General features: G+C 40.1%; 17 protein-coding genes and 1 pseudogene. 9 read left to right on the plus strand and 9 right to left on the minus strand.

Annotated features, from left to right (window positions below):
• Positions 1-101: 101 nt before the first annotated feature.
• From J1G47_RS05920 to uvrA, 3 genes are all read right to left on the minus strand, one after another.
• The gene (locus J1G47_RS05920) at positions 102-353 is read right to left on the minus strand and encodes a type 2 periplasmic-binding domain-containing protein (protein ID WP_041603108.1); all 252 of its coding nucleotides are present in this window, start codon (positions 351-353) and stop codon (positions 102-104) included.
• A complete protein-coding gene (locus tag J1G47_RS05925) occupies positions 319-699 on the minus strand; it encodes a YacL family protein (RefSeq protein ID WP_010786782.1) in 381 nt (126 codons plus the stop codon). The genes J1G47_RS05920 and J1G47_RS05925 overlap by 35 nt, the downstream gene beginning before the upstream one ends.
• An 84-nt stretch (positions 700-783) precedes the next feature.
• Positions 784-3612 (minus strand): excinuclease ABC subunit UvrA, encoded by a 2829-nt coding sequence (gene uvrA / locus J1G47_RS05930; RefSeq protein ID WP_207326498.1) that lies wholly within the window; start codon positions 3610-3612, stop codon positions 784-786.
• 165 nt (positions 3613-3777) lie between these two features.
• Between uvrA and J1G47_RS05935 the strand changes: the two genes are divergently transcribed.
• Positions 3778-4320, plus strand: a complete 543-nt coding sequence (locus tag J1G47_RS05935) for a single-stranded DNA-binding protein (RefSeq protein ID WP_021115958.1) — start codon at positions 3778-3780, stop codon at positions 4318-4320.
• 205 nt (positions 4321-4525) lie between these two features.
• Positions 4526-5740, plus strand: coding sequence for an ATP-binding protein (locus tag J1G47_RS05940; protein ID WP_021114868.1), 1215 nt, complete (start codon positions 4526-4528; stop codon positions 5738-5740).
• A gap of 71 nt (positions 5741-5811) precedes the next feature.
• Here J1G47_RS05940 and J1G47_RS05945 read toward each other — a convergent pair.
• The 4 genes and pseudogenes from J1G47_RS05945 to J1G47_RS05960 all read right to left on the minus strand — a co-directional run.
• Positions 5812-6063, minus strand: a pseudogene (locus tag J1G47_RS05945) (helicase HerA-like domain-containing protein); the annotation flags it as partial.
• 66 nt (positions 6064-6129) lie between these two features.
• Positions 6130-7350, minus strand: a complete 1221-nt coding sequence (rhlB, locus tag J1G47_RS05950; protein WP_207326499.1) for an ATP-dependent RNA helicase RhlB — start codon at positions 7348-7350, stop codon at positions 6130-6132.
• Between the two features lie 63 nt (positions 7351-7413).
• On the minus strand, positions 7414-7686 hold the full coding sequence (locus J1G47_RS05955; RefSeq protein WP_005712616.1) for a HigA family addiction module antitoxin: 273 nt from the start codon (positions 7684-7686) through the stop codon (positions 7414-7416).
• A 10-nt stretch (positions 7687-7696) separates the two neighbouring features.
• Positions 7697-7975 carry a type II toxin-antitoxin system RelE/ParE family toxin gene (locus J1G47_RS05960; protein WP_012621703.1) on the minus strand — a complete coding sequence of 93 codons (279 nt, stop codon included), beginning with the start codon at positions 7973-7975 and terminating at the stop codon, positions 7697-7699.
• Between the two features lie 146 nt (positions 7976-8121).
• On the opposite strand from J1G47_RS05960, the gene argF reads away from it, so the two are divergent.
• From argF to xseA, 3 genes are all read left to right on the plus strand, one after another.
• Positions 8122-9132, plus strand: coding sequence for an ornithine carbamoyltransferase (gene argF / locus J1G47_RS05965; protein ID WP_005712612.1), 1011 nt, complete (start codon positions 8122-8124; stop codon positions 9130-9132).
• A 346-nt stretch (positions 9133-9478) separates the two neighbouring features.
• Positions 9479-10741: a serine hydroxymethyltransferase gene (gene glyA, locus J1G47_RS05970; RefSeq protein WP_075620774.1), complete on the plus strand. Its 1263-nt coding sequence runs from the start codon at positions 9479-9481 to the stop codon at positions 10739-10741.
• A gap of 113 nt (positions 10742-10854) precedes the next feature.
• Complete coding sequence (gene xseA, locus J1G47_RS05975; protein WP_207326500.1) at positions 10855-12183, plus strand: exodeoxyribonuclease VII large subunit; 1329 nt, start codon at positions 10855-10857, stop codon at positions 12181-12183.
• A 34-nt stretch (positions 12184-12217) separates the two neighbouring features.
• Here xseA and parC read toward each other — a convergent pair whose 3' ends face one another.
• A complete protein-coding gene (gene parC / locus J1G47_RS05980; protein WP_207326501.1) occupies positions 12218-14461 on the minus strand; it encodes a DNA topoisomerase IV subunit A in 2244 nt (747 codons plus the stop codon).
• A gap of 95 nt (positions 14462-14556) precedes the next feature.
• Between parC and J1G47_RS05985 the strand changes: the two genes are divergently transcribed.
• The gene (locus tag J1G47_RS05985; protein WP_207326502.1) at positions 14557-14922 is read left to right on the plus strand and encodes a hypothetical protein; all 366 of its coding nucleotides are present in this window, start codon (positions 14557-14559) and stop codon (positions 14920-14922) included.
• Positions 14923-15074: 152 nt separating this feature from the next.
• Here J1G47_RS05985 and J1G47_RS05990 read toward each other — a convergent pair whose 3' ends face one another.
• Complete coding sequence (locus J1G47_RS05990) at positions 15075-15857, minus strand: alpha/beta fold hydrolase (protein WP_021109504.1); 783 nt, start codon at positions 15855-15857, stop codon at positions 15075-15077.
• Positions 15858-15964: 107 nt separating this feature from the next.
• On the opposite strand from J1G47_RS05990, the gene seqA reads away from it, so the two are divergent.
• From seqA to mscK, 3 genes are read left to right on the plus strand one after another with little or no spacing between them, the layout of a single operon-like run.
• Positions 15965-16528, plus strand: coding sequence for a replication initiation negative regulator SeqA (seqA, locus tag J1G47_RS05995; protein WP_035496688.1), 564 nt, complete (start codon positions 15965-15967; stop codon positions 16526-16528).
• A gap of 3 nt (positions 16529-16531) precedes the next feature.
• Entirely contained in the window at positions 16532-17947 is a 1416-nt protein-coding gene (gene menE / locus J1G47_RS06000) for an o-succinylbenzoate--CoA ligase (protein ID WP_035523217.1), read from the plus strand.
• A complete protein-coding gene (mscK, locus tag J1G47_RS06005; protein ID WP_160414708.1) occupies positions 17940-21233 on the plus strand; it encodes a mechanosensitive channel MscK in 3294 nt (1097 codons plus the stop codon). The genes menE and mscK overlap by 8 nt, the downstream gene beginning before the upstream one ends.
• Positions 21234-21257: the final 24 nt, after the last annotated feature.

Here is a 21257-nt window from a genome sequence, read left to right on the forward strand (position 1 = left end):
TATCTGAGTAAATATTAATAATAAAGGCTGCCTTCAAGTGTATTGATGGCAGCCTTTGATTCTTTGTGTGATTTTTAATAGGATGGTGCTGGTTAAGTCTGTTAGAGGTGTATTTTCTGTTCTTGCATAAGCTGACCTGCTCTTGCCATTTGCACCAACGCATAGCCATTGTTGCTATAAACTTGGCTTTGGGGTTTTAATTTAATTTGATGACCGTTTTCATTAAATTGCCATAAAGTTTGGTTTTCATAGAGCAAACATTGATGTTGCTGTAATTCCAAAGCGGTTTGTGGCGTGCCAAATTTTTCAAAAGTGGGTTTAGTGGTAGGTTTGAATAAATTTTTGATAGGCATTCAAAAACATTTCAAAATCTTCTAATCCACAAAAGGCGATACTTTCTTCATCATAGAAACTAAAGCCGTTTTCGACATCTTCGATTTCTTCAAATGTCATATCCAGATTATTTGCTTTCACCATCACTTCTTCAATGTTGATATAAAGGCTATATTCTTTACCTTCAAAAATCCATTCGTAGTTTTGATCTTTGGTTTGGCGACAATGCTCAATTTCGGCAAAAATGGCGGTTAACTCCTTTGGATTCGGTACAATCTCAGTGTTTAACCAACGAGCAAACGCTTCGTGATCCATTGAACATTTGGCTATGACACCATGCATGGTGTGAGTAAATTGATATTCCATTTGATCCTCCTGTTAAGCGGTCGGATTCGATTAAAAATTTGCAAAATTTTTGAGAAAACGCACCGCTTACTTTGTTTTGATGAGTTATTTCTTTTTTAAGATTTCGTTTAAAAAACGTGCCGTATGGGATTTCTTATCTTTTGCCACCTCTTCAGGTGTACCTTCAGCGATAATCTGTCCGCCGCCGCTACCGCCTTCTGGGCCTAAATCGACAATCCAGTCTGCGGTTTTGATCACATCTAAGTTATGCTCGATCACCACAATGGTATTTCCTTGATCACGCAAGCGGTGTAATACGGTCAATAATTGTTTAATGTCGGCGAAGTGCAATCCCGTCGTTGGTTCATCAAGAATATAGAGGGTTTTGCCCGTATCACGTTTAGATAATTCCGCCGCCAGTTTCACCCGTTGAGCTTCACCACCTGATAGGGTGGTAGAAGATTGCCCTAAACGGATATAGGATAAGCCTACGTCCATCAAAGTCTGTAACTTACGAGCAATCATCGGCACGGCATCAAAAAACTCACGCGCTTCTTCCACGGTCATATCTAACACCTGATGAATGGTTTTGCCTTTATAGCGAATTTCAAGGGTTTCACGGTTATAGCGTTTGCCTTTACAGTGGTCGCACGGCACATATACATCAGGTAAGAAGTGCATTTCAACTTTGATCACCCCGTCACCTTGGCAGGCTTCACAACGTCCGCCACGCACGTTAAAGCTGAAACGTCCGACAGTGTAACCCCTTGCCCTTGCTTCCTGAGTGCCTGCAAAGAGTTCACGGATCGGGGTAAATAATCCAGTGTAAGTCGCAGGGTTTGAACGTGGAGTACGTCCAATCGGACTTTGATTGATGTCGATTACTTTATCGAAATGTGCCAAGCCATCAATGCTCTTATAAGGGGCGACATCGCTGTTTTCTGCACGATTTAACGCATTTTGAGCAATCGGGAATAAGGTATCGTTAATTAAGGTGGATTTGCCCGAACCCGATACCCCTGTAATACAAGTAAACAAGCCAACAGGAATAGCTAAATCGACTTCTTTTAAGTTATTACCGCTTGCTCCTTTTAACACCAGCTGTTTGCTTTCATCTCGTGGGGTACGCTGTTTCGGGATCTCGATTTTTTCCTTACCAGATAAGAATTTACCCGTAATCGATGCTTCATTTTGCATAATTTCTTGAGCTGTGCCTTGAGCAATAATCTGACCGCCGTGTACCCCTGCCCCTGGTCCAATATCGACAATATGATCTGCCACCATAATCGCATCTTCATCGTGTTCAACCACAATCACTGTATTACCCAAATTCCGAAGATGAATAAGAGTGTTCAATAAACGTTCGTTATCTCGTTGGTGCAAGCCAATAGACGGTTCATCAAGCACATACATCACCCCCACTAACCCAGCACCGATTTGGCTGGCAAGGCGAATACGTTGGGCTTCACCGCCTGATAAGGTTTCTGCCGAACGAGAGAGCGAAAGGTAGTTCAACCCAACATTGACAAGGAAAGACAAACGCTCACGGATCTCTTTGAGAATTTTTTCCGCAATTTGTGCTTTCTGCCCAGATAGATGTAAGCCTTCAAAAAATTCTAAGGCTTCGCCGATACTTTTTTCCGACACCATCGGCAAGTTGGTTTTCTCTAAAAAGACATAACGGGCTTCACGACGTAAACGAGAGCCTTCACAATCGGTACAAGTACGATTATTAATATATTTAGCCAGCTCTTCACGCACTGCATTTGACTCGGTTTCCTTATAACGACGAGCCATATTATTCAGCACCCCTTCAAAAGTGTGAACTCGCTTAACGCTATCACCCCGATCATTCACATAGACAAATTCAATTTCATCTTTTGAACCATTTAAAATGATATTTTGAATTTTCTTCGGTAACTGATTAAACGGCATTTCAATATCAAAATCATAATGTTTCGCCACTGATTTCAACAAACCGAAATAGTAGAAACTACGGCGATCCCAGCCCTTAATCGCACCGCTTGCTAAGGACATATCAGGATTTTGCACCACTTTACGTTCATCAAAATATTGCTGAACTCCCAAACCATCACAAGTTGGGCAAGCCCCAGCAGGATTATTAAACGAGAAAAGACGTGGCTCTAATTCCGTCAGCGAATAGCCACAGTGAGAGCAAGCAAAACTCGACGAAAACACTAACTCTTCTGCATTTGGATCGTCCATATCGGCAATAATCGCTGTTGAACCTGAGAGTTCCAATGCCGTTTCAAAGGACTGCGCTAAACGGGTCGCAATATCGCTACGCACTTTAAAACGATCAATCACCACTTCAATCGTATGTTTTTTCTGCAATTCAAGTTTTGGCGGATCGGACAGATCACAAATTTCCCCATCAATTCTGGCACGGATATAACCATTAGCGGTCAGATTTTCTAATAATTTTGCGTGTTCACCTTTACGATCTTTCACCACAGGAGAAAGCAACATCAAACGCTTACCTTCAGGTTCTTCCAGCACTCTATCCACCATTTGCGAAATTGTCTGAGCCGCTAACGGCACATCGTGATCAGGACAGCGAGGCTCGCCCACACGGGCAAACAACAAACGCAAATAATCGTGGATTTCCGTCACCGTCCCTACCGTAGAACGAGGATTGTGCGAGGTAGATTTCTGCTCAATTGAAATCGCAGGGGAAAGCCCTTCAATGTGATCGACATCAGGCTTTTCCATCAAAGATAAGAACTGACGAGCATAAGCGGATAAACTTTCCACATAACGACGTTGCCCTTCAGCATAAAGAGTATCAAAAGCCAAAGACGATTTGCCTGACCCTGACAACCCTGTAATCACAATAAATTTATCTCTCGGAAGAACCAAATTCACGTTTTTTAAATTGTGGGTTCTCGCCCCACGAATATCAATATGTTGCATAACTGCCTTCTAAACAAATGTAAAGCAAAAATTTCCGAATTTTCGATTATTATCGCATAAATTGATTAACTGTACAAAATATCAGTTTTAGTAGATGATTTTTTTTTTATTTTCAGGCAGAATATCACAAATTTTACCAACACAATTTATTTAAGAGGATTTGATATGGCAGGTGTAAATAAAGTAATTATTGTCGGCAATCTCGGTAACGACCCTGATATGCGTACAATGCCAAACGGCGATGCGGTTGCAACATTAAGTGTAGCAACCAGTGAAAGTTGGAACGATAAAATGACAGGCGAACGCCGTGAAGTCACTGAATGGCACCGTATCGTTTTCTTCCGTCGTCAAGCAGAAGTAGCAGGACAATACTTACGCAAAGGTTCAAAAGTCTATGTAGAAGGCAAGCTCAAAACACGCAAATGGCAAGATCAAAACGGTCAAGATCGTTACACCACAGAAATTCAAGGCGATGTACTACAAATGTTAGACAGCCGTAGCAGTGGCGGTGATTTTGGCGGAAATCAAGGTAGCGGTTGGAACCAAGCACCAGCGCAAACCAACTACAATCAAGGCGGCTACAGCGACAACTATGCTCAAAATAACAACTTCAATGGGGGCAACGCAACCAGACCGCAACCAGCCCAAAAACCTGCGGCTCAAGCAGAACCACCAATGGATAATTTTGATGATGATATTCCATTTTAATCTTATATTAGAGATGAAAGCCCAGCAGTTTGCTGGGTTTTTTATTATAGCTAGGACTGCTTTAATCCCCCTGAAAGCATTAAGATGATGTTAACTAGGTAATTTTATAATTGGAATTATGCGTAAATTTTAAAATGGTTTCAATTATAATTGAAACTTTTTCTATTTAAAGGTAAAGTGTCGAGTATAAATTAAGGAATTTGCTATGAAGAAAGATTTAGTTTATCGCCAAAAATACCTTGAAACGGTGCGTCCGTTTATGGGAAAACGTCTAATAAAAGTGTTCACTGGGCAGCGCCGTGTGGGGAAAAGTTATTTGCTGTTTCAGATTATGCAAGAGATTCAAACGGCGGATGAAAATGCCCACATTATTTATATCAACAAAGAAGACTTGGCATTTAGCCACATTACAACCGCTGAAAACCTAAATGATTTTGTGCAGGAGCAGAAAAAGAGCGGTCAAAAAAATTACATTTTTATCGATGAAATTCAAGAAATTACAGATTTTGAACAAGCGTTGCGTTCGCTTTTATTAGATGACGAATTGGACTTGTATTGCACGGGCAGCAATGCCCATTTGCTTTCTCGGGATATCGCAGGCAGCCTGAGTGGGCGAGCCATTGAAATTAATGTCCACTCCCTTTCCTATTTTGAATTTCTTGAATTTATGAAACTGGACGATAGCGATAAATCAATGTCGCTGTTTTTGAAATACGGCGGTCTACCTTATTTGAAAGACTTGCCGTTGCAAGACAATATCGTGTTTGAGTATTTACGCAATATTTATTCCACCATTGCGATTCGGGATATTGTGAACCGCTATGCGTTACGAAATGTGCAATTTTTAGAGCAACTTACGCAATTTTTAGCAAGCAACATTGGTAATCTGTTTTCCGCCAAAAAAATCTCTGATTTTTTAAAATCACAGAAAATTACTACTTCAAGCACGCAGGTGCAAAATTATGCGGAATACCTTGCCAATGCCTTTTTGATCCACAAAGTGCCACGCTATGATATTGAAGGTAAACGGATTTTTGAGATTGGCGAAAAATACTATTTTGAAGATTTAGGTTTGCGAAACGCCCTGATTGGCTATCGAGTGCAAGACCGTGGCAAATTGCTCGAAAACTGCATTTTTAATCATCTTCAAATCGCAGGTTACGATGTCAAAATCGGTGGTTTAAATAGCCAAGAAATTGACTTCGTAGCAGAGAAAAATGGCGAACGCATTTATGTGCAAGCCACACTCACGATTAACGAAGAAAAAACGCTCGAACGAGAATTTGGCAACTTGCTCAAAATTCAAGACAACTACCCCAAATATGTGGTGACGATGGATGAATTTGAGGGTAATACCTTTGAGGGAGTGCAGTGCTTGAGTTTGAGGAGGTTTTTGAAGGAGATTTTGGGGCAAATGTGATTTGCCCCTACGATGAAATGTTTGTGTAATTGCTACATAAAAATCAATCCAACCCCTTCTCCTTCAACCACTTCGCCAAATACGTCCCAGAAAGAAACTGGAAATCCGTTTAAATATGCTTCACCACCCAGTCCAAATTGATCGATACGTTCTGCAATTTTTCCTTGATAACTTCCCGCTTGCACTAAGCCGGATAAGTCACCTTTGACATCAACTAGGAATACGGGAACGCCATCATTGCTAAAAGTTTCAGCAAGTTTTCGCAATGTAACAGTTTTCCCTGTTCCTGTTGCTCCTGCAATTAAACCGTGGCGGTTTGCCATTTTAGCGGTCAAAGAAATGAGATTGCCTGACTTGCTGTGTGCAATGGTGTAATTAATTTTTTCTCCTTATTTATATTTCTTGCCTTGTGGTGTTCTTGTTTTGGCTTTTTGTGGCTTTGGCAATGCTAAAAGCACTTCACTATCGTATTGACTAACAGGGATAGCGTGTCCGATATATTCTTCAATGGCTGGTAGATTTACGGCATAACGTTCACAAGCAAAGCTGATCGAAACTCCACTTTCCCCTGCTCGTCCTGTTCTTCCTATACGGTGAACATAATCCTCACGGTCGTCTGGTAAATCATAGTTAAAGACGTGTGTCACATCTGGAATATGTAATCCTCGAGCGGCAACATCTGTTGCTACTAAAATATCTAATTCCCCTTGCGTAAAACTATCTAATAATGCCAAACGTTTTTTCTGTGGTATATCGCCTGTTAGCAAGCCAACTCGATGTCCGTCTGCACTAAGGTAGCTCCAAATTTCTTCGCATTTATGTTTAGTATTGGCAAACACAATGCAACGATCAGGCCACTCTTCTTCCATTAATGTTAGAAGTAATGCCATTTTATCTTCATTAGAAGGGTAGAACAGTTCCTCTTTAATCCGATGCCCTGTGCGTTGTAGTGGCTCAATTTCCACATATTCTGCATTGTGCATATCTTCAAATGCCAGTTCACGCACACGATGAGAGAGCGTTGCAGAGAACAACATTGTGAAACGCTCTTCGGGTTTCGGACATTTTCGCATTAAATAGCGAATATCTTTGATAAAACCGAGATCGAACATTCGATCCGCTTCATCTAACACCACGACTTGAATTTTATCGAGATCAATAATGCCTTGTTTGACATAATCAATCACCCGTCCTGTTGTGCCGATTAAAATATCAACTCCACGCTCAATCTCTTTTAGCTGTTTGTCGTAGCCGTCACCACCATAGGCAAGAGCTAAACGCAGATCCGCATACTGCGTTAAAATTGATGCATCAGAGGCAATTTGTACCGCAAGTTCACGGGTTGGTGCAAGAATTAAAGCACGAGGTTGATTATGTTTGGTTGGAATATCGTGATTTAATAGATGATGAAAGGTCGCAACGAGGAATGCAAGGGTTTTCCCTGTTCCTGTTTGGGCTTGCCCTGCAATATCTTGTTTGATCAGCGTATAAGGTAACGTTTTCGCTTGAATGGGTGTACAAAATTCAAAGCCTTTGCTATCAAGAGCAGCCAAGACACTGTCGTGAATCGGAAAATCAATAAAACGTTGTTCAGTAAGGTGTTTAGACATTATGTTCTCCTATAAGCAACAAGCGGTAAATTTTGAGCAGAACGTTGCAACATACAACAAGTGCTATGCAAATAACGGCTGAATATTAAAACTTGGGCGTTGTTCAAGCTGCCAAAGATCGTATTGGGATTGTAAACCAAGCCATAATTCTGGGCTAGTTTTTAATAATTGGCTTAATCTAAGAGCCATTTCAGGTGAAATTGCGGCTTTGCCATTTAAAATACGAGAGAGCGTGACACGAGTGACACCTAAACGTTTAGCCACTTCTGTGACATTATATCCTTCAATATATTCTCTTAAAATAAGCCCTGGGTGAGCTGGATTGTACATTTTCATTGATAGCTCCTTAATGATAATCTTGATAGTCCACGACTTCAGCGTGACCATTTTGAAATTTAAAAGTTAAACGCCAATTTCCACTTACCTTGATAGACCAATGCCCAGCTAAATTATCTTGTAATTGGTGTAAATTCCAGCTAGGTGCATTCATATCTAAAGCACTTTTTGCTTGGTTTAGAGTGGCTAATTGAAAAGCAAGTTTACTAGCGTGATTTGCTTGAATACCTGCGGTTGATCCTGTTTCAAAAAATAATTTCAATCCTTTATGCTTAAATGAAATAATCATTTGACCTCCTGATTGTATCGCCAAACTATACAAAAAAAGAGATAAGATGTAAAGCAATAAGATACATCCCCCACAAATTCCCATTGTTCTCTTATTGAAAGGATTTATAATAAAAGCCTTATTTATTTCAAATCAGGAAAATTATGATGTCAGCAAACACCATCAATCTTAAAAATCGCCATTTTTTACGTCTAATGGATTTCACCCCAAATGAAATTCAATACCTGCTAGATTTATCTGCAAAATTAAAAGCAGACAAAAAAGCAGGTCGAGAAGTCCCAACAATGCAAGGCAAAAATATCGCATTGATCTTTGAAAAAAGCTCAACTCGCACACGTTGTGCCTTTGAAGTGGCTGCTTTCGATCAAGGGGCGAATGTGAGCTATATTGGACCTAGCGGATCGCAGATTGGGCATAAAGAGTCAATGAAAGATACCGCTCGTGTACTGGGTAGAATGTATGACGGTATTCAATACCGTGGTTATGGACAAGTGTTAGTTCAAACATTAGCAGATTATTCAGGTGTACCTGTTTGGAACGGTTTAACCGATGAATTTCACCCAACTCAAATTCTTGCCGATTTCCTTACGATGATCGAACATTCAAATAAGCCACTCAATCAAATTAAGCTCGCTTATTTAGGTGATGCGCGTAACAATATGGGAAATTCCTTTGTTGAGGGCGCGGCATTAATGGGGGTAGATTTACGTTTAGTTGCTCCTAAGCAGTTCTTCCCTGAACAAACATTATTAGATGAAGTCGCAGAAATGGCTACGAAAACAGGAGCAAAAATCACCTGTACGGAAGATGTTGCAGAAGGGGTTAAAGGTGTTGACTTCGTCTATACGGACGTTTGGGTATCAATGGGTGAACCAGAATCCACTTGGGAAGCTCGTATCAATTTAATGAAGCCTTATCAAGTGAATGCTGAATTGATGAAATTAACGGGCAATCCAAATGTAAAATTCTTACATTGTCTACCCGCTTTCCACGATGACCAAACCCTTGTAGGTAAAGAAATTGCAGAAAAATATGGAATGAACGGCTTAGAAGTAACGGATGAAGTATTTGAATCCGAAGCCTCTATTGTTTTTGATGAAGCAGAAAATCGTATGCATACGATTAAAGCGGTGATGGTGGCGACATTGGCAGGGTAGAGTAGGTGCGGGATTTACTTGCATCTTTCCCCCCATCCGCCCTTCGGGCACCTTCCCCCGCAAGCGGGGGAAGAATTTATGGCTGTGCAAACGAATAACACCATTTACCCTCTAACAAAAGGGTGTTTTAATGCTAACGCATGCATGGTTTCGTGTAAAAGGGTAGAAATTCCTTGATTTTCTGGGGTGAGCTTGTCAGAAAATTTCAAGGCATTCAGTCTTAGTTTTAGTTTGCTTCTTGATATTTTTATTACAATCATCAGAAAAAACTGCTATCTAAAGTCAAAAAAACTGCGTAGAATATGGATAGATCAATTACGCAAACGATTACTTATAGGAGGAACCAATGTTAAGACGTGATATGAATATCGCAGATTATGATCCAGAATTATGGCAAGCTATTCAAGGCGAAAATCGTCGTCAAGAAGAGCATATTGAACTTATTGCTTCTGAAAACTATGCAAGTCCTCGTGTGATGGAAGCTCAGGGTTCACAATTTACCAACAAATACGCAGAAGGTTATCCTGGTAAACGTTATTATGGCGGCTGTGAATATGCAGATATTGTAGAGCAGTTAGCGATTGAACGTGCGAAAGAGTTATTCGGTGCAGATTATGCCAACGTACAACCGCATTCAGGCTCTCAGGCAAATGCGGCAGTTTATGGTGCATTATTGATGCCAGGTGATACTATTTTAGGTATGAGCCTTGCACATGGCGGACACTTAACTCACGGTGCTTCAGTTAGTTTCTCAGGAAAAGTGTATCACGCAGAACAATACGGTATCACTGCTGAAGGGGTTATTGACTATGATGCACTACGTAAACAGGCTCACGAAGTTAAACCAAAAATGATTGTAGGTGGCTTCTCTGCTTATTCTCAAATTGTTGATTGGGCGAAAATGCGTGAAATTGCAGATGAAGTTGGCGCTTATTTATTCGTCGATATGGCTCACGTTGCAGGTTTAATTGCAGCAGGTGTTTATCCAAGCCCACTCCCTCACGCACACGTTGTAACAACGACAACACATAAAACTCTTGCAGGTCCTCGTGGTGGTTTAATTCTTTCCAATGCGAAAGATGAAGAAATCTATAAAAAACTACAAAATGCGGTATTCCCTCGTGAACAAGGTGGCCCATTAGTTCACATTATTGCTGCAAAAGCAGTTTGCTTTAAAGAAGCATTAGAGCCTGAGTATAAGGTTTATCAGCAACAAGTGGTGAAAAATGCAAAAGCCATGGTGGAAGTATTTAAACAACGTGGCTATAACGTTGTTTCAAATGGTACAGAAAACCACTTATTCCTTGTTGATTTAGTGAGCCACGGTTTAACGGGTAAAGCGGCAGATATAGCTTTAGGTAAAGCAAATATTACTGTTAATAAAAATGCAGTACCGAACGATCCACAAAAACCATTCATTACTTCTGGTATTCGTGTTGGTACTCCATCTGTAACTCGTCGTGGTTTTAAAGAGGCTGAAGTACGGGAACTTGCAGGTTGGATGTGCGATATATTAGATAACATCGGTAAGGATAACGAAGCTGCGGTAATTGAAGTGACTAAAGTGAAAGTTTTGGATATTTGTAAACGTCTACCTGTTTATCCATAAAATTAACAAAGAGATTTGTTGTGTTATCCTCTTGTCATTATTTGTTTTAGTTACAATATTGACAAGGGGATAATTTATTTGAGGATAACATATTGAATCCTTTAAATTTTATTATGAAAAACCATATCCTAACCATCAGTCAGCTCAATTACTCCGTTAAACAGATGCTTGAAGTCGAATTTGGCAGTGTTTGGCTTATCGGCGAGATTTCAAACTTTTCGCAACCTGTTTCTGGGCATTGGTATTTAACCCTGAAAGACGAACAAGCGCAGGTGCGTTGTGCAATGTTTCGTATGAAAAATATGCGAGTGAATTTCCGTCCGCAAAATGGAATGCAAGTATTAGTGAGAGCGAATGTTAGCTTGTATGAGCCACGAGGTGATTATCAAGTGATCATTGAAACGATGCAACCTGCTGGCGATGGCTTGTTACAACAGCAATTTGAACAGCTTAAAATGAAATTGGCTGGGTTAGGGTTATTTGCTCAAGAACATAAAAAGCCTATTCCTACGTTCGTTAAACGTGTTGGCATTGTAACTTCATCAAGTGGTGCGGCGTTGCAAGATATTTTGCATATTTTACAACGTCGAGACCCAAGTCTTGAAGTGGTGATTTATCCGACCTTAGTGCAAGGCAAAGAAGCGACAGCTGATATTGTGCAGATGATCGAGCTGGCGAACCGCCGTCAAGAATGTGATGTGCTGATTGTTGGGCGTGGCGGTGGCTCATTGGAAGATTTATGGTGCTTTAATGAAGAAGCGGTCGCTTGGGCGATTTATCACTCTCAGATCTCGATTATCAGTGCCGTTGGACACGAAACCGATGTGACTATTGCAGATTTTGTGGCAGATTTGCGTGCGCCAACGCCGTCGGCTGCGGCAGAGTTGGTCAGCCGTGATCAACAAGAGTTGTTACGACAGTTACAACATCACGCTGATAAAGTGAATTTAGCTTTTGATCGCTTATGGAGTGAAAAATTAGCCCGATTTGACCGCTTGCAACTTCGTTTACAGGCGCAACACCCACAGCGTCAATTACAGCAACGTGTCCAACAGCTTTCGCACTTAGAAAAACAGCTGAAACAGCAGATGGAACAGCTATTGTTGCGTAAACAACAGTGTTGGAAAAATACACTACAACGAATGGAACGAAATCCGCTTCCTTACCGTATTTCAGCTCAAACACAACATTTGCACAAGCTAGAGCAACGTTTAAGCTATGCCATTGAGAAGAATATCAGCCAACGTCGCCAGCAATTTCAAACCCTTTGCACGCAGTTAGACGGCTTAAGCCCGCTTGCTATTTTAGCAAGAGGCTACTCCGTAACACAAAACCAACAAGGCAAAGCACTGCTATCCACTCAGGATATTTCAATCGGTGAAACGATAGTCACTCGTTTAGCACAGGGGAAGGTGGTAAGTCAGGTGGTGGGTATTCTCTAGAATGTATTAAGGGGAATACCATTCCCCCCAATCCCTAATCTACAATTTCAACTTCAACATTACCACTTAGCCCTCGAAGTTGCGTGCCTTTTCTTGCTCGTTCGCCACGATAATGCTCAATATCTGTTGGTTTTAGCGTAATTTTACGTTTACCTGAAACGAAAACCAGCGAACTTGTTGGGTTGATTATAAGTAATCGAGAAAGTAGCTCTGCTCGTTCTTTCGCAGCTTGTGCAGAAATGTTGATGATCTTATTTCCCTTGCCTTTAGATAACTCAGGCAATTCAGAAACTGGGAAGACTAACACTCGCCCTGTATTGCTCATTGCCACTAACAGATTTTCTTCACCCTCTTTTAACAACTGCGGTGGTAGCACTTTTGCATTTTCCGTTAAGGAAATAACCGCTTTCCCTGCCTTGTTGCGAGAAACCAGATCTTCAAATTGGCAAATAAAGCCATAGCCCGAATCCGAAGCCATTAGTACCTTACGACTTTCCTCAGCCATTAGCACATATTGCACCGTTGCCCCATCAGGTAAACTGATTTTGCCCGTAATAGGTTCACCTTGCGAACGAGCGGAAGGCAGGCTAAGAGGATCAAGAGCATAGCTACGCCCTGTGCTGTCAATAAAGACAACTGGCTGATTGCTCTTACCATAAGCGTGGGCAAGGTAGCTATCGCCAGCTTTGTAACTTAGGTTCTGCACATCAATATCGTGTCCTTTAGCACAACGTACCCAGCCTTTTTCGGAAAGAATTACCGTCACAGGCTCTGTTGGCGTTAAATCGCTTTCTGAAATCGCTTTCGCTTCAGCACGCTCCACAAGTGGTGAGCGGCGAGGGCTGGCAAAGGCTTTGGCATCGGCTTCAATCTCTTTCTTAATCAAGTTATTTAAACGACGCTCTGAACCTAAGATCCCTTGCAAATGTTCCCGTTCTTCTTCAAGTTTCTGCTGTTCTGCTTTTAACTCGTGTTCTTCCAGTTTTGCCAAATGACGTAATCGTAAGTTTAGAATGGCTTCGGCTTGCTCATCGCTTAATTGAAAACGTGCAATTAATTCAGCTTTGGGATTATCTTCATTGCGAATAATCTCAATCACTTCATCAATATTAAGGAACGCAATCATCAAGCCCTCTAAAATATGTAAACGGCTGATGATTTTATCCAAACGGAAATTTAAACGACGCGTGACCGTTGTTCTACGGAATGCTAACCACTCAGTAAGAATGGTCAGCAAATTCTTCACCGCAGGTTTACCATCAAGCCCAATCATATTCATATTGATACGGTAGCTTTTTTCAAGATCAGTGGTAGCAAACAGATGATCCATTAAGCCATCATAATCAATACGGTTAGAACGTGGTTCTAACACAATGCGGATAGGGTTTTCGTGATCAGACTCATCTCGAATATCATCAACCATCGGCAATTTTTTATTTCGCATTTGCGTGGCGATCTGTTCAATCACTTTAGATGGCGAGGCTTGGTGAGGTAAGGCATTGATAACAATATTATTCTCTTCTCGTTTCCATACCGCTCGCATTTTAATAGAGCCTCTACCCTGCTCATAAATCTTTGCAATTTCTGAGCGAGGCGTAATAATTTCAGCTTCTGTTGGGTAATCAGGCCCTTGAACCACTTCCAAAATATCGCTAAGACTAGCGGTTGGATTATCTAAAAGTTTTACTGACGCCGCAGCAAGTTCATTAATATTGTGTGGTGGAATATCTGTCGCCATACCAACAGCAATACCTGTTGTGCCATTTAACAAAATATGAGGTAAACGAGCTGGCAGATATTTAGGCTCTTCTAATGAACCATCAAAGTTTGGCTGATAATCAACCGTACCCTGTCCTAACTCTCCCAATAGAATTTCAGCCATTTTGGAGAGTTTTGATTCGGTATAACGCATTGCAGCAAAGGATTTAGGATCGTCTGGCGCTCCCCAGTTTCCTTGTCCATCAATTAATGGATAGCGATAAGAGAACGGCTGTGCCATCAAAACCATTGCTTTATAACAGGCACTATCACCGTGCGGGTGAAATTTACCTAGCACATCACCGACAGTACGTGCAGATTTTTTATATTTTGCTGCAGCATTTAAGCCAAGCTCAGACATCGCATAAATAATACGACGTTGCACAGGTTTTAGACCGTCGCCAATAAAAGGCAAAGCACGATCCATAATGACATACATTGAGTAATTGAGATAAGCGTCTTCCGTAAAACGCTTAATCGGCATTTGTTCAACGCCTTCGTAATTGATTTCAGTGGTCATTGGAATATAAATACTATTGAAAAATAAAAGAGCTTATCTTGACAATTCTCTCTTATTTGTAGAGAACTGTCTACTTAATTAGTAAAGTGTTGCACATGCGAGATGTTCAAGCTATTTTTGATAAAGAAGAGATATTCTCAACCAAAGCTCGTCGAACACAATTAAAGAAAAATATAAAACAAAAATCAATAGAAGATTATATTGATTCAAATACAGAAAAAGTAGAAGAAAATGTCACCACTTCAGAATCTACAGATATTGATGAAGTAAAAAAGAATGAATCTTCTGTATCCTCTAAGGAAGTAGTTGAAAATACAACTTTGGTGTCAGATGTTGCTGCTCAGAGTAGTAGTGTTATTTCTAATTTAGCTTATCTCGGTGGAGGGATTTTAGGTGTTGGAGCGGTTGTAGCAGCAATAAGTCAAGGTGGAAAAGAAAAAGCTTCTCAGAATTTGGGATAGGGTCACTGGAGGTAATGACATCATTTTTGCTCAGTTGACTACTCATTTAGAATTGTCCGAAAAACACTTTGGTATTATTTGATGAGAAGTAAGGGGGAGACTGGATTAGAAAGCAGTCACCCCCTTTGATTTTTAGTAAATTAGGGGCATTTTTATATAAACTTAACCATCGCCCTGACCACAGCTTCTGGTTTTTCTGCGTGAACCCAATGGTCTGCACCGCTAACAATAAAGGATTTTGCTTGTGGGAATTGAGCTAAGATGGTTTGGGTGTCTTTTTCTTGTAAGTAATCCGATAACGCTCCTTTGATAAAGAGAGTAGGTTTATCCACAAAAACATTTTGCCAATCCATTAGATTGGGGTAGTTTTGTTTTAAACCCGATAGATTAAATTTAAAGAATTCTGGGCTTTGTGGATCGAATGATTTCAGCATAAATTGTTGTATGCCTTCATCTTGAATACCTTTTGCAATTGCTGTTTTGGCCTCTTGGCGGTTAGCTGGTTTGGTAGCTTTAACCGCAAAAAGTCCTGCAAAAATGTCGTCGTGGCGGTTGAGGTGATAAGCAACGGGGGCAATGTCAATGATGATTAGTTTTGCCACAAGCTCAGGGGCGATGTTGGCTAACATCATTGCTGTTTTTCCTCCCATTGAATGCCCAACGAGAATAACATTGTTAAGTTGTAAGTGGTTGAGTAGATCTCGCAGATCTTCTGCCATTAAGGTATAGTTCATTTCATCACTGTGGAAAGATTGCCCGTGATTGCGTAAGTCGATGCGGAGTAGATTAAACTGTTCCGCAAAGGCTCTGGCAATTACGCCTAAGTTATTCATATCACCAAATAAACCGTGAATAAAGACCATTGTTTGTGGTGATGAAGTCGCTGGGTTGGTTGCTGTTTGAAATTGGTGATGAAGAAACATTTTTTCCGCCATAATTTAATTAAAATTTATTCAATTATCGTGTTTAGATCCTGTTAAAAAGATCGGAAATGCGTATAATGCCTAGAATTTTCCAGTAATCAAGTTATTTAGGGGACAAGATGAAAACAATCGAAGTTGATGATGAATTATACCACTATATTGCAAGCAGAACTCAGGCTATTGGGGAAAGTGCGTCAGATATTTTACGTCGTTTACTCCGTTTACCAGCATCTCCCCAACCTTTTGTACTTGTGCAAGAGAATATGATCAATGAATTGAAAGATCTTGCAAAGCTGCCTAAGCAAAAAAAGAAACAACTCCATCAACAAGATAAGGTGATTAAGCAAGTTGAATTTGTGTTGGCTTCGAGCCTTTTTAACAATGAAAAAAAAGGCGTAAATCGCTTTTTACACTTGTTGTCTGCCTTGTATAAAGCAGATCCTGAGGGCTTTTCTCATGCGACGGAAAATGTGCAGGGCAGTGAGCGAATTTATTTTGCTCGTGATGAACAAACTATTCTTGCGACGGGTTCGAGTGTTAAAGCGAAGCAAATTCCAGAGTCGCCATTTTGGGTGATTACGAATAATAATACGGAACGAAAAGGGATTATTTTGTGTGCATTAATGAATGCAATGGAATTACCTGAAGAGTTAGTTGCTCGTATTAAAGCTCAATTCAATTAATTTATGTCAAGGGTAGTATTTCCGACATTCCCCACAATATATTGGGCAGAAAAACAGGCTCAAGATATTGCTATTGTTTGGGATAGAGGAAATGCTACCTTGTTTTCTTACTTACCCCGTCAAATTTCGTGGCAACAGTTGCAACTGTTGATTGAACAAGCGGTGAGATTGCTTGAGCAGTTAGCATTGCCGAATAGCTTGGTGGCTTATTCAGGTTCTCACCGTTTAATCGGTTTGCTCTGTTATTGTGCTGTGTTGGCAAGTGGCAGAAAGATCTTAACGCTTAATCCTGCAATGAGCGAGATCCAACGCCAACAGATATTGCAACAAAACCAAGTATCTATTTTGCTGACCGATCAGGATTTTTATTCTCTAGATAGGGGTTTTCAGTTATCTAGAAATCAAGACAATGGCTTATTTTCTTTCGATAAACCAGCCACTTTTACCCTTACGTCAGGTTCATCAGGCAATCCCAAAGCGGTAGTGCATTCTATTGCTCAACATCTTGCCAATGCAATCAGTGTCTGTGATTTTGTTCAATTTGATCGCCATTGTTCTTGGTTGTTAAGTTTGCCTCTTTTTCACGTTTCGGGGCAGGGGATTGTTTGGCGTTGGTTATCGCAAGGGGCAATCCTTTATCTGACGGAAGATAAAGCGGAATTTTGGCAAATGTTATCGCAAGTCAGCCACGCTTCTTTAGTACCAACACAATTACAGCGTTATTTAGCTTGGCTTGGTGAAAAGTTAGTATCACAGCATATTTTATTAGGTGGCTCGGCAATTCCGGCAGATTTAATTGAACAAGCTCAACAGCATCAGATCACAACTTATGCAGGCTATGGAATGACAGAAATGGCATCGACCATTTGTGCTGTTAAAAATGAGAGTGATAATGTTGGCAAACCGTTAGCAAATCGAGAAGCTACCCTCGTAGAGGGGGAAATTTGGGTAAAAGGGCAGAGCCTTGCGTTAGGCTATTGGCAACAAGGTAAAATTGTTGCCTTACACAATGCTCAAGGCTGGTTTGCGACAAAAGATAAAGGGCGTTGGAATAATGGCAAATTGGAAGTGCTAGGGCGATTAGATAATATGTTTATTTCGGGCGGGGAAAATATTCAGCCCGAAGAAGTGGAAAAGGCGCTACAAAAATATCCGCTTGTAAAACAAGTGTTTGTTGTGCCAGTTGCCGATCAAGAATTTGGCGAACGTCCTGTGGCGTTAGTGGCTTTTAGCGAACCTTTTTCAATACAAGCGGTCAATCTGTTGAAATCTTTTGCAATGCAACGATTAGAAAAATTCAAACAGCCGATTGCTTATTTCCCTTTGGAAGATGAGATAGGGCAATCAAATGGCATTAAGATGTCTAGAACCCATTTAAAAGCGTATATCGCCAACAAGTTGAGAGAAAAAAATGTGTAAAAAATCATTTTGGCTTGCGTTATGTTTATCTTTTTTCACGGCAACGGTTCAGTCTGCGGTGGAAGATTTTGTGTCTGCGGAAGATTTGAAAACGCAGTTAGAAGCAATAAAAACCAATCCTTCTGAGCAAACAACTGAACCGGTCAAAAACATTGAAGAAGCCTTGCTATTCATTGAGAAAACTAAAAATCAAAATAGTGAATTAGAGGCTTTAGAAAAAAAACTTACTAATGCAACTGCAACTTTAGATACTTATAAGAAAAATATCGACAAATTAACTAAGGAGTTAAACAGTGAAGTTGAAATTTCCAGTAAACTCAGTAATGAAGAGTTAGAAAAACGTTTAGACAATACCCGTCAAGAGTTAAACAATGTTCAATTGACCTTGAATGAAACAAACTCTAGTGCGGTAACTTATCGTACAGCCTCAGAACAAACACGAAAACAGATTACCGAAAATAATCAACAAGCGGATAAATTAACACGTTTAAAACACAATAACCAAGCAAGTAAATCGCTGATTGATAAATACAATGCGGAATTAAAATACCTAGAGGCAAGTAATAAATATAATCAATATTTAGCACAAAACATTGATCTGCTGATTTCGTTGAAAGAGGCGAAACGTAATGAATTAACGTTAAAACAGCAATTGTTACAGAAACAGCAGGCAACGTTACAGGAAGTCTTAAATGCCAAGCGTTTAAAAGAGTTTGAGGCTCAAGCAAAACAGGCTGAAGAACTAAAAGCTAACAATAAAGTTGAAAATCCGATTATTCACGATGAGCTTTCATTAAACACCGATTTAAGTCAATTTTTGGTTGAACAGACACAAAAAACCAATACGTTGTCACGGGATAGCCTGCGTGCTAAAAATGTACTAGACAGTTTGATACAAACCCAGCGAAACATTGAAGAGCAGATCAGTGCATTACAAGGTACTTTGGTGCTATCTCGTATTATTAATCAGCAAAAACAATCTTTGCCAACAGATAGCTTAATTAAAGGGCTTTCCAAAGATATTGCAAATTTACGGGTAGAAATTTTTGATTTATCGCAAAAACGTGATGAACTCTATAACCTTAATAGCGTTATCGAAAAATTAGAAACGACCCACAAAACCTTATTTGATGATGCGGAACGCAAAACCTTAACAAACATCTTAAAAGAGCGTGAAAAAATTTTAGCGGACTTAATTAAAACGCTTAATATACAGCTTAATTTGTCTAATGAGATTGAGCAAACACAAAAGCAGATTATCACCATCAGTGATACCTTGCAAAATCAGCTACAACAACAAAGTTTTTGGGTTCAAAGTAATAACCCGATTGATTTAACTTGGTTAGAAACCTTTCCAAAACAAGCAATTGCTGAGATTTCAACATTAACGGACTATCTTGGCTTTGAAAATTTGGGGCAGAACTTGCCTTCAACCCTAACTTTTATTGCGATTTTGTTATCCCTTTATGGCTTAATTATTTGGAAAAAAACAGACATAAAACACCGCTTGGCAACCATTGGTGGCCATGTTAATACCCTAAAAAATGATAGCCATTGGCATACGCCAGAAGCGATGTTTTGGACGATAGTATTAGCCTTACCAAGCGGTTTGATGTTTTTGACCCTTGCAACTGTGGCACTTTACCTATTTGTGCCTGATCCATTATTAGCTTCAACTTGGGTAACCGAAGCCTTTGAATATTGGTTATTTTTTGCTACCGTTTTATCACTATTGCGACCAAATGGGTTAGCTTATCGCCATTTCGGTATGCCACAAGCAAGTAACGAAATTTTCCAACGCATTATTAAGCAGTCTGTGTGGATTGTGGTGTTGCTCTTAGTTTCCTCGATTTTCTCTCAAATTGAGGTGGTCGGGTTTACTAATGATGTGATCGGTCAAGTCGTGACGATAGTTGCTTTAGCTTTGTGTACTTTTGTTGTACGCCCTCTATTAGATCGGGGTATTCAAGAGTATGAAAATGCTAAAACGGAAGATGGTAAAAAACGCAGTGTCAGCCTGTTTAAACTCTTGCGTTTTGTGCTGTTTATCGTACCGCTTACCTTGATTGTGCTGATTGTATTAGGTTACTACTACACGGCAGTTTATTTAATCGACCACATTATTACGACCTATTTAGTCGCATTAGTTTGGGTATTTGGACGCTACTTTGCTTATCGTTCTTTAACTATTTCTTCACGTCGAATGGCATACCGTCGCTTACAGAAAAAACGGGAAAAAATCAGAGAACAAAATTTAGAACGTTTAGAGCAGGGGGCTAAAGAGGAAGCCAGAGAGAAACCAGAGGAAATCATCAAGATTTCAACGGTTAATGAGCAGATTTTCCGGTTAGCTGATTTAATCGGCTGGGTGATTTTATTCGTATCGCTTTATGCGATTTGGTCAGATTTAATCAGTATTGCTTATTATCTCAATAATGTGATTTTATGGGAAAACATCGAAACTACCTCTAAAGGTACAGTGGTAGAGTCCATCACCTTATTGAATATTTTACGTTCGATACTTTATATTACCGTCACCTATGTGCTGGTGAAAAACCTGAAAGGGATTTTAGAAGTGACCTTCTTCTCACGGATTAAACTATCCAAAGGAACACCACATACGATCACTGCGGTAATGACCTATCTGATGGTCACGTTCGGTAGTATTTCTGCCTTTACCTCACTTGGTATTTCGTGGAGCAAAATCCAGTGGATTTTCACCGCATTATCTGTGGGTCTTGGTTTCGGGGTGCGTGAAATTTTTGGTAGTTTTGTATCAGGTACCATTTTATTATTTGAACGCCCAATTCGCGTTGGTGATAAAGTAACGGTTGGCAATTTTACAGGGGTGATCAGCCGTATTCGCCTACGTTCAACAACTTTGATTGATGATGATAACAAAGAAGTGGTACTACCAAACCAAGCCTTTGTGACAGATAGATTTATTAACTGGACCTTTAATAACACCATCACACGCTTGCAGTTTATTTTGAAAATCAGCACCGAAGCAGATTTATCACTGGTTCGTCGTTTGCTAAACCAAGCTGCAAGCGAAGCGCCAAAAGTAATGGACGAACCAAGCCCAAGCATTAATTTGCAAAGTTTTGGTGATGGTTGGATCGAACACGAATTTACCGTATTTGTACCGGAATTAGACGATCGTGCCGCAACACGCAATTTCCTCTATCAGCGGATCACAGAACTCTTTAACCAACACCAAATTAAAATGACCTTCAATCAAATGGAAGTGCATTTAAAAAATGGTATAAATAGCGACATCAAATGATTTGTAGGGGCAAATCATATTTGC

The sequence above is a fragment of the Glaesserella parasuis genome, from assembly GCF_017352235.1.
Lineage (GTDB): Bacteria > Pseudomonadota > Gammaproteobacteria > Enterobacterales > Pasteurellaceae > Glaesserella > Glaesserella parasuis.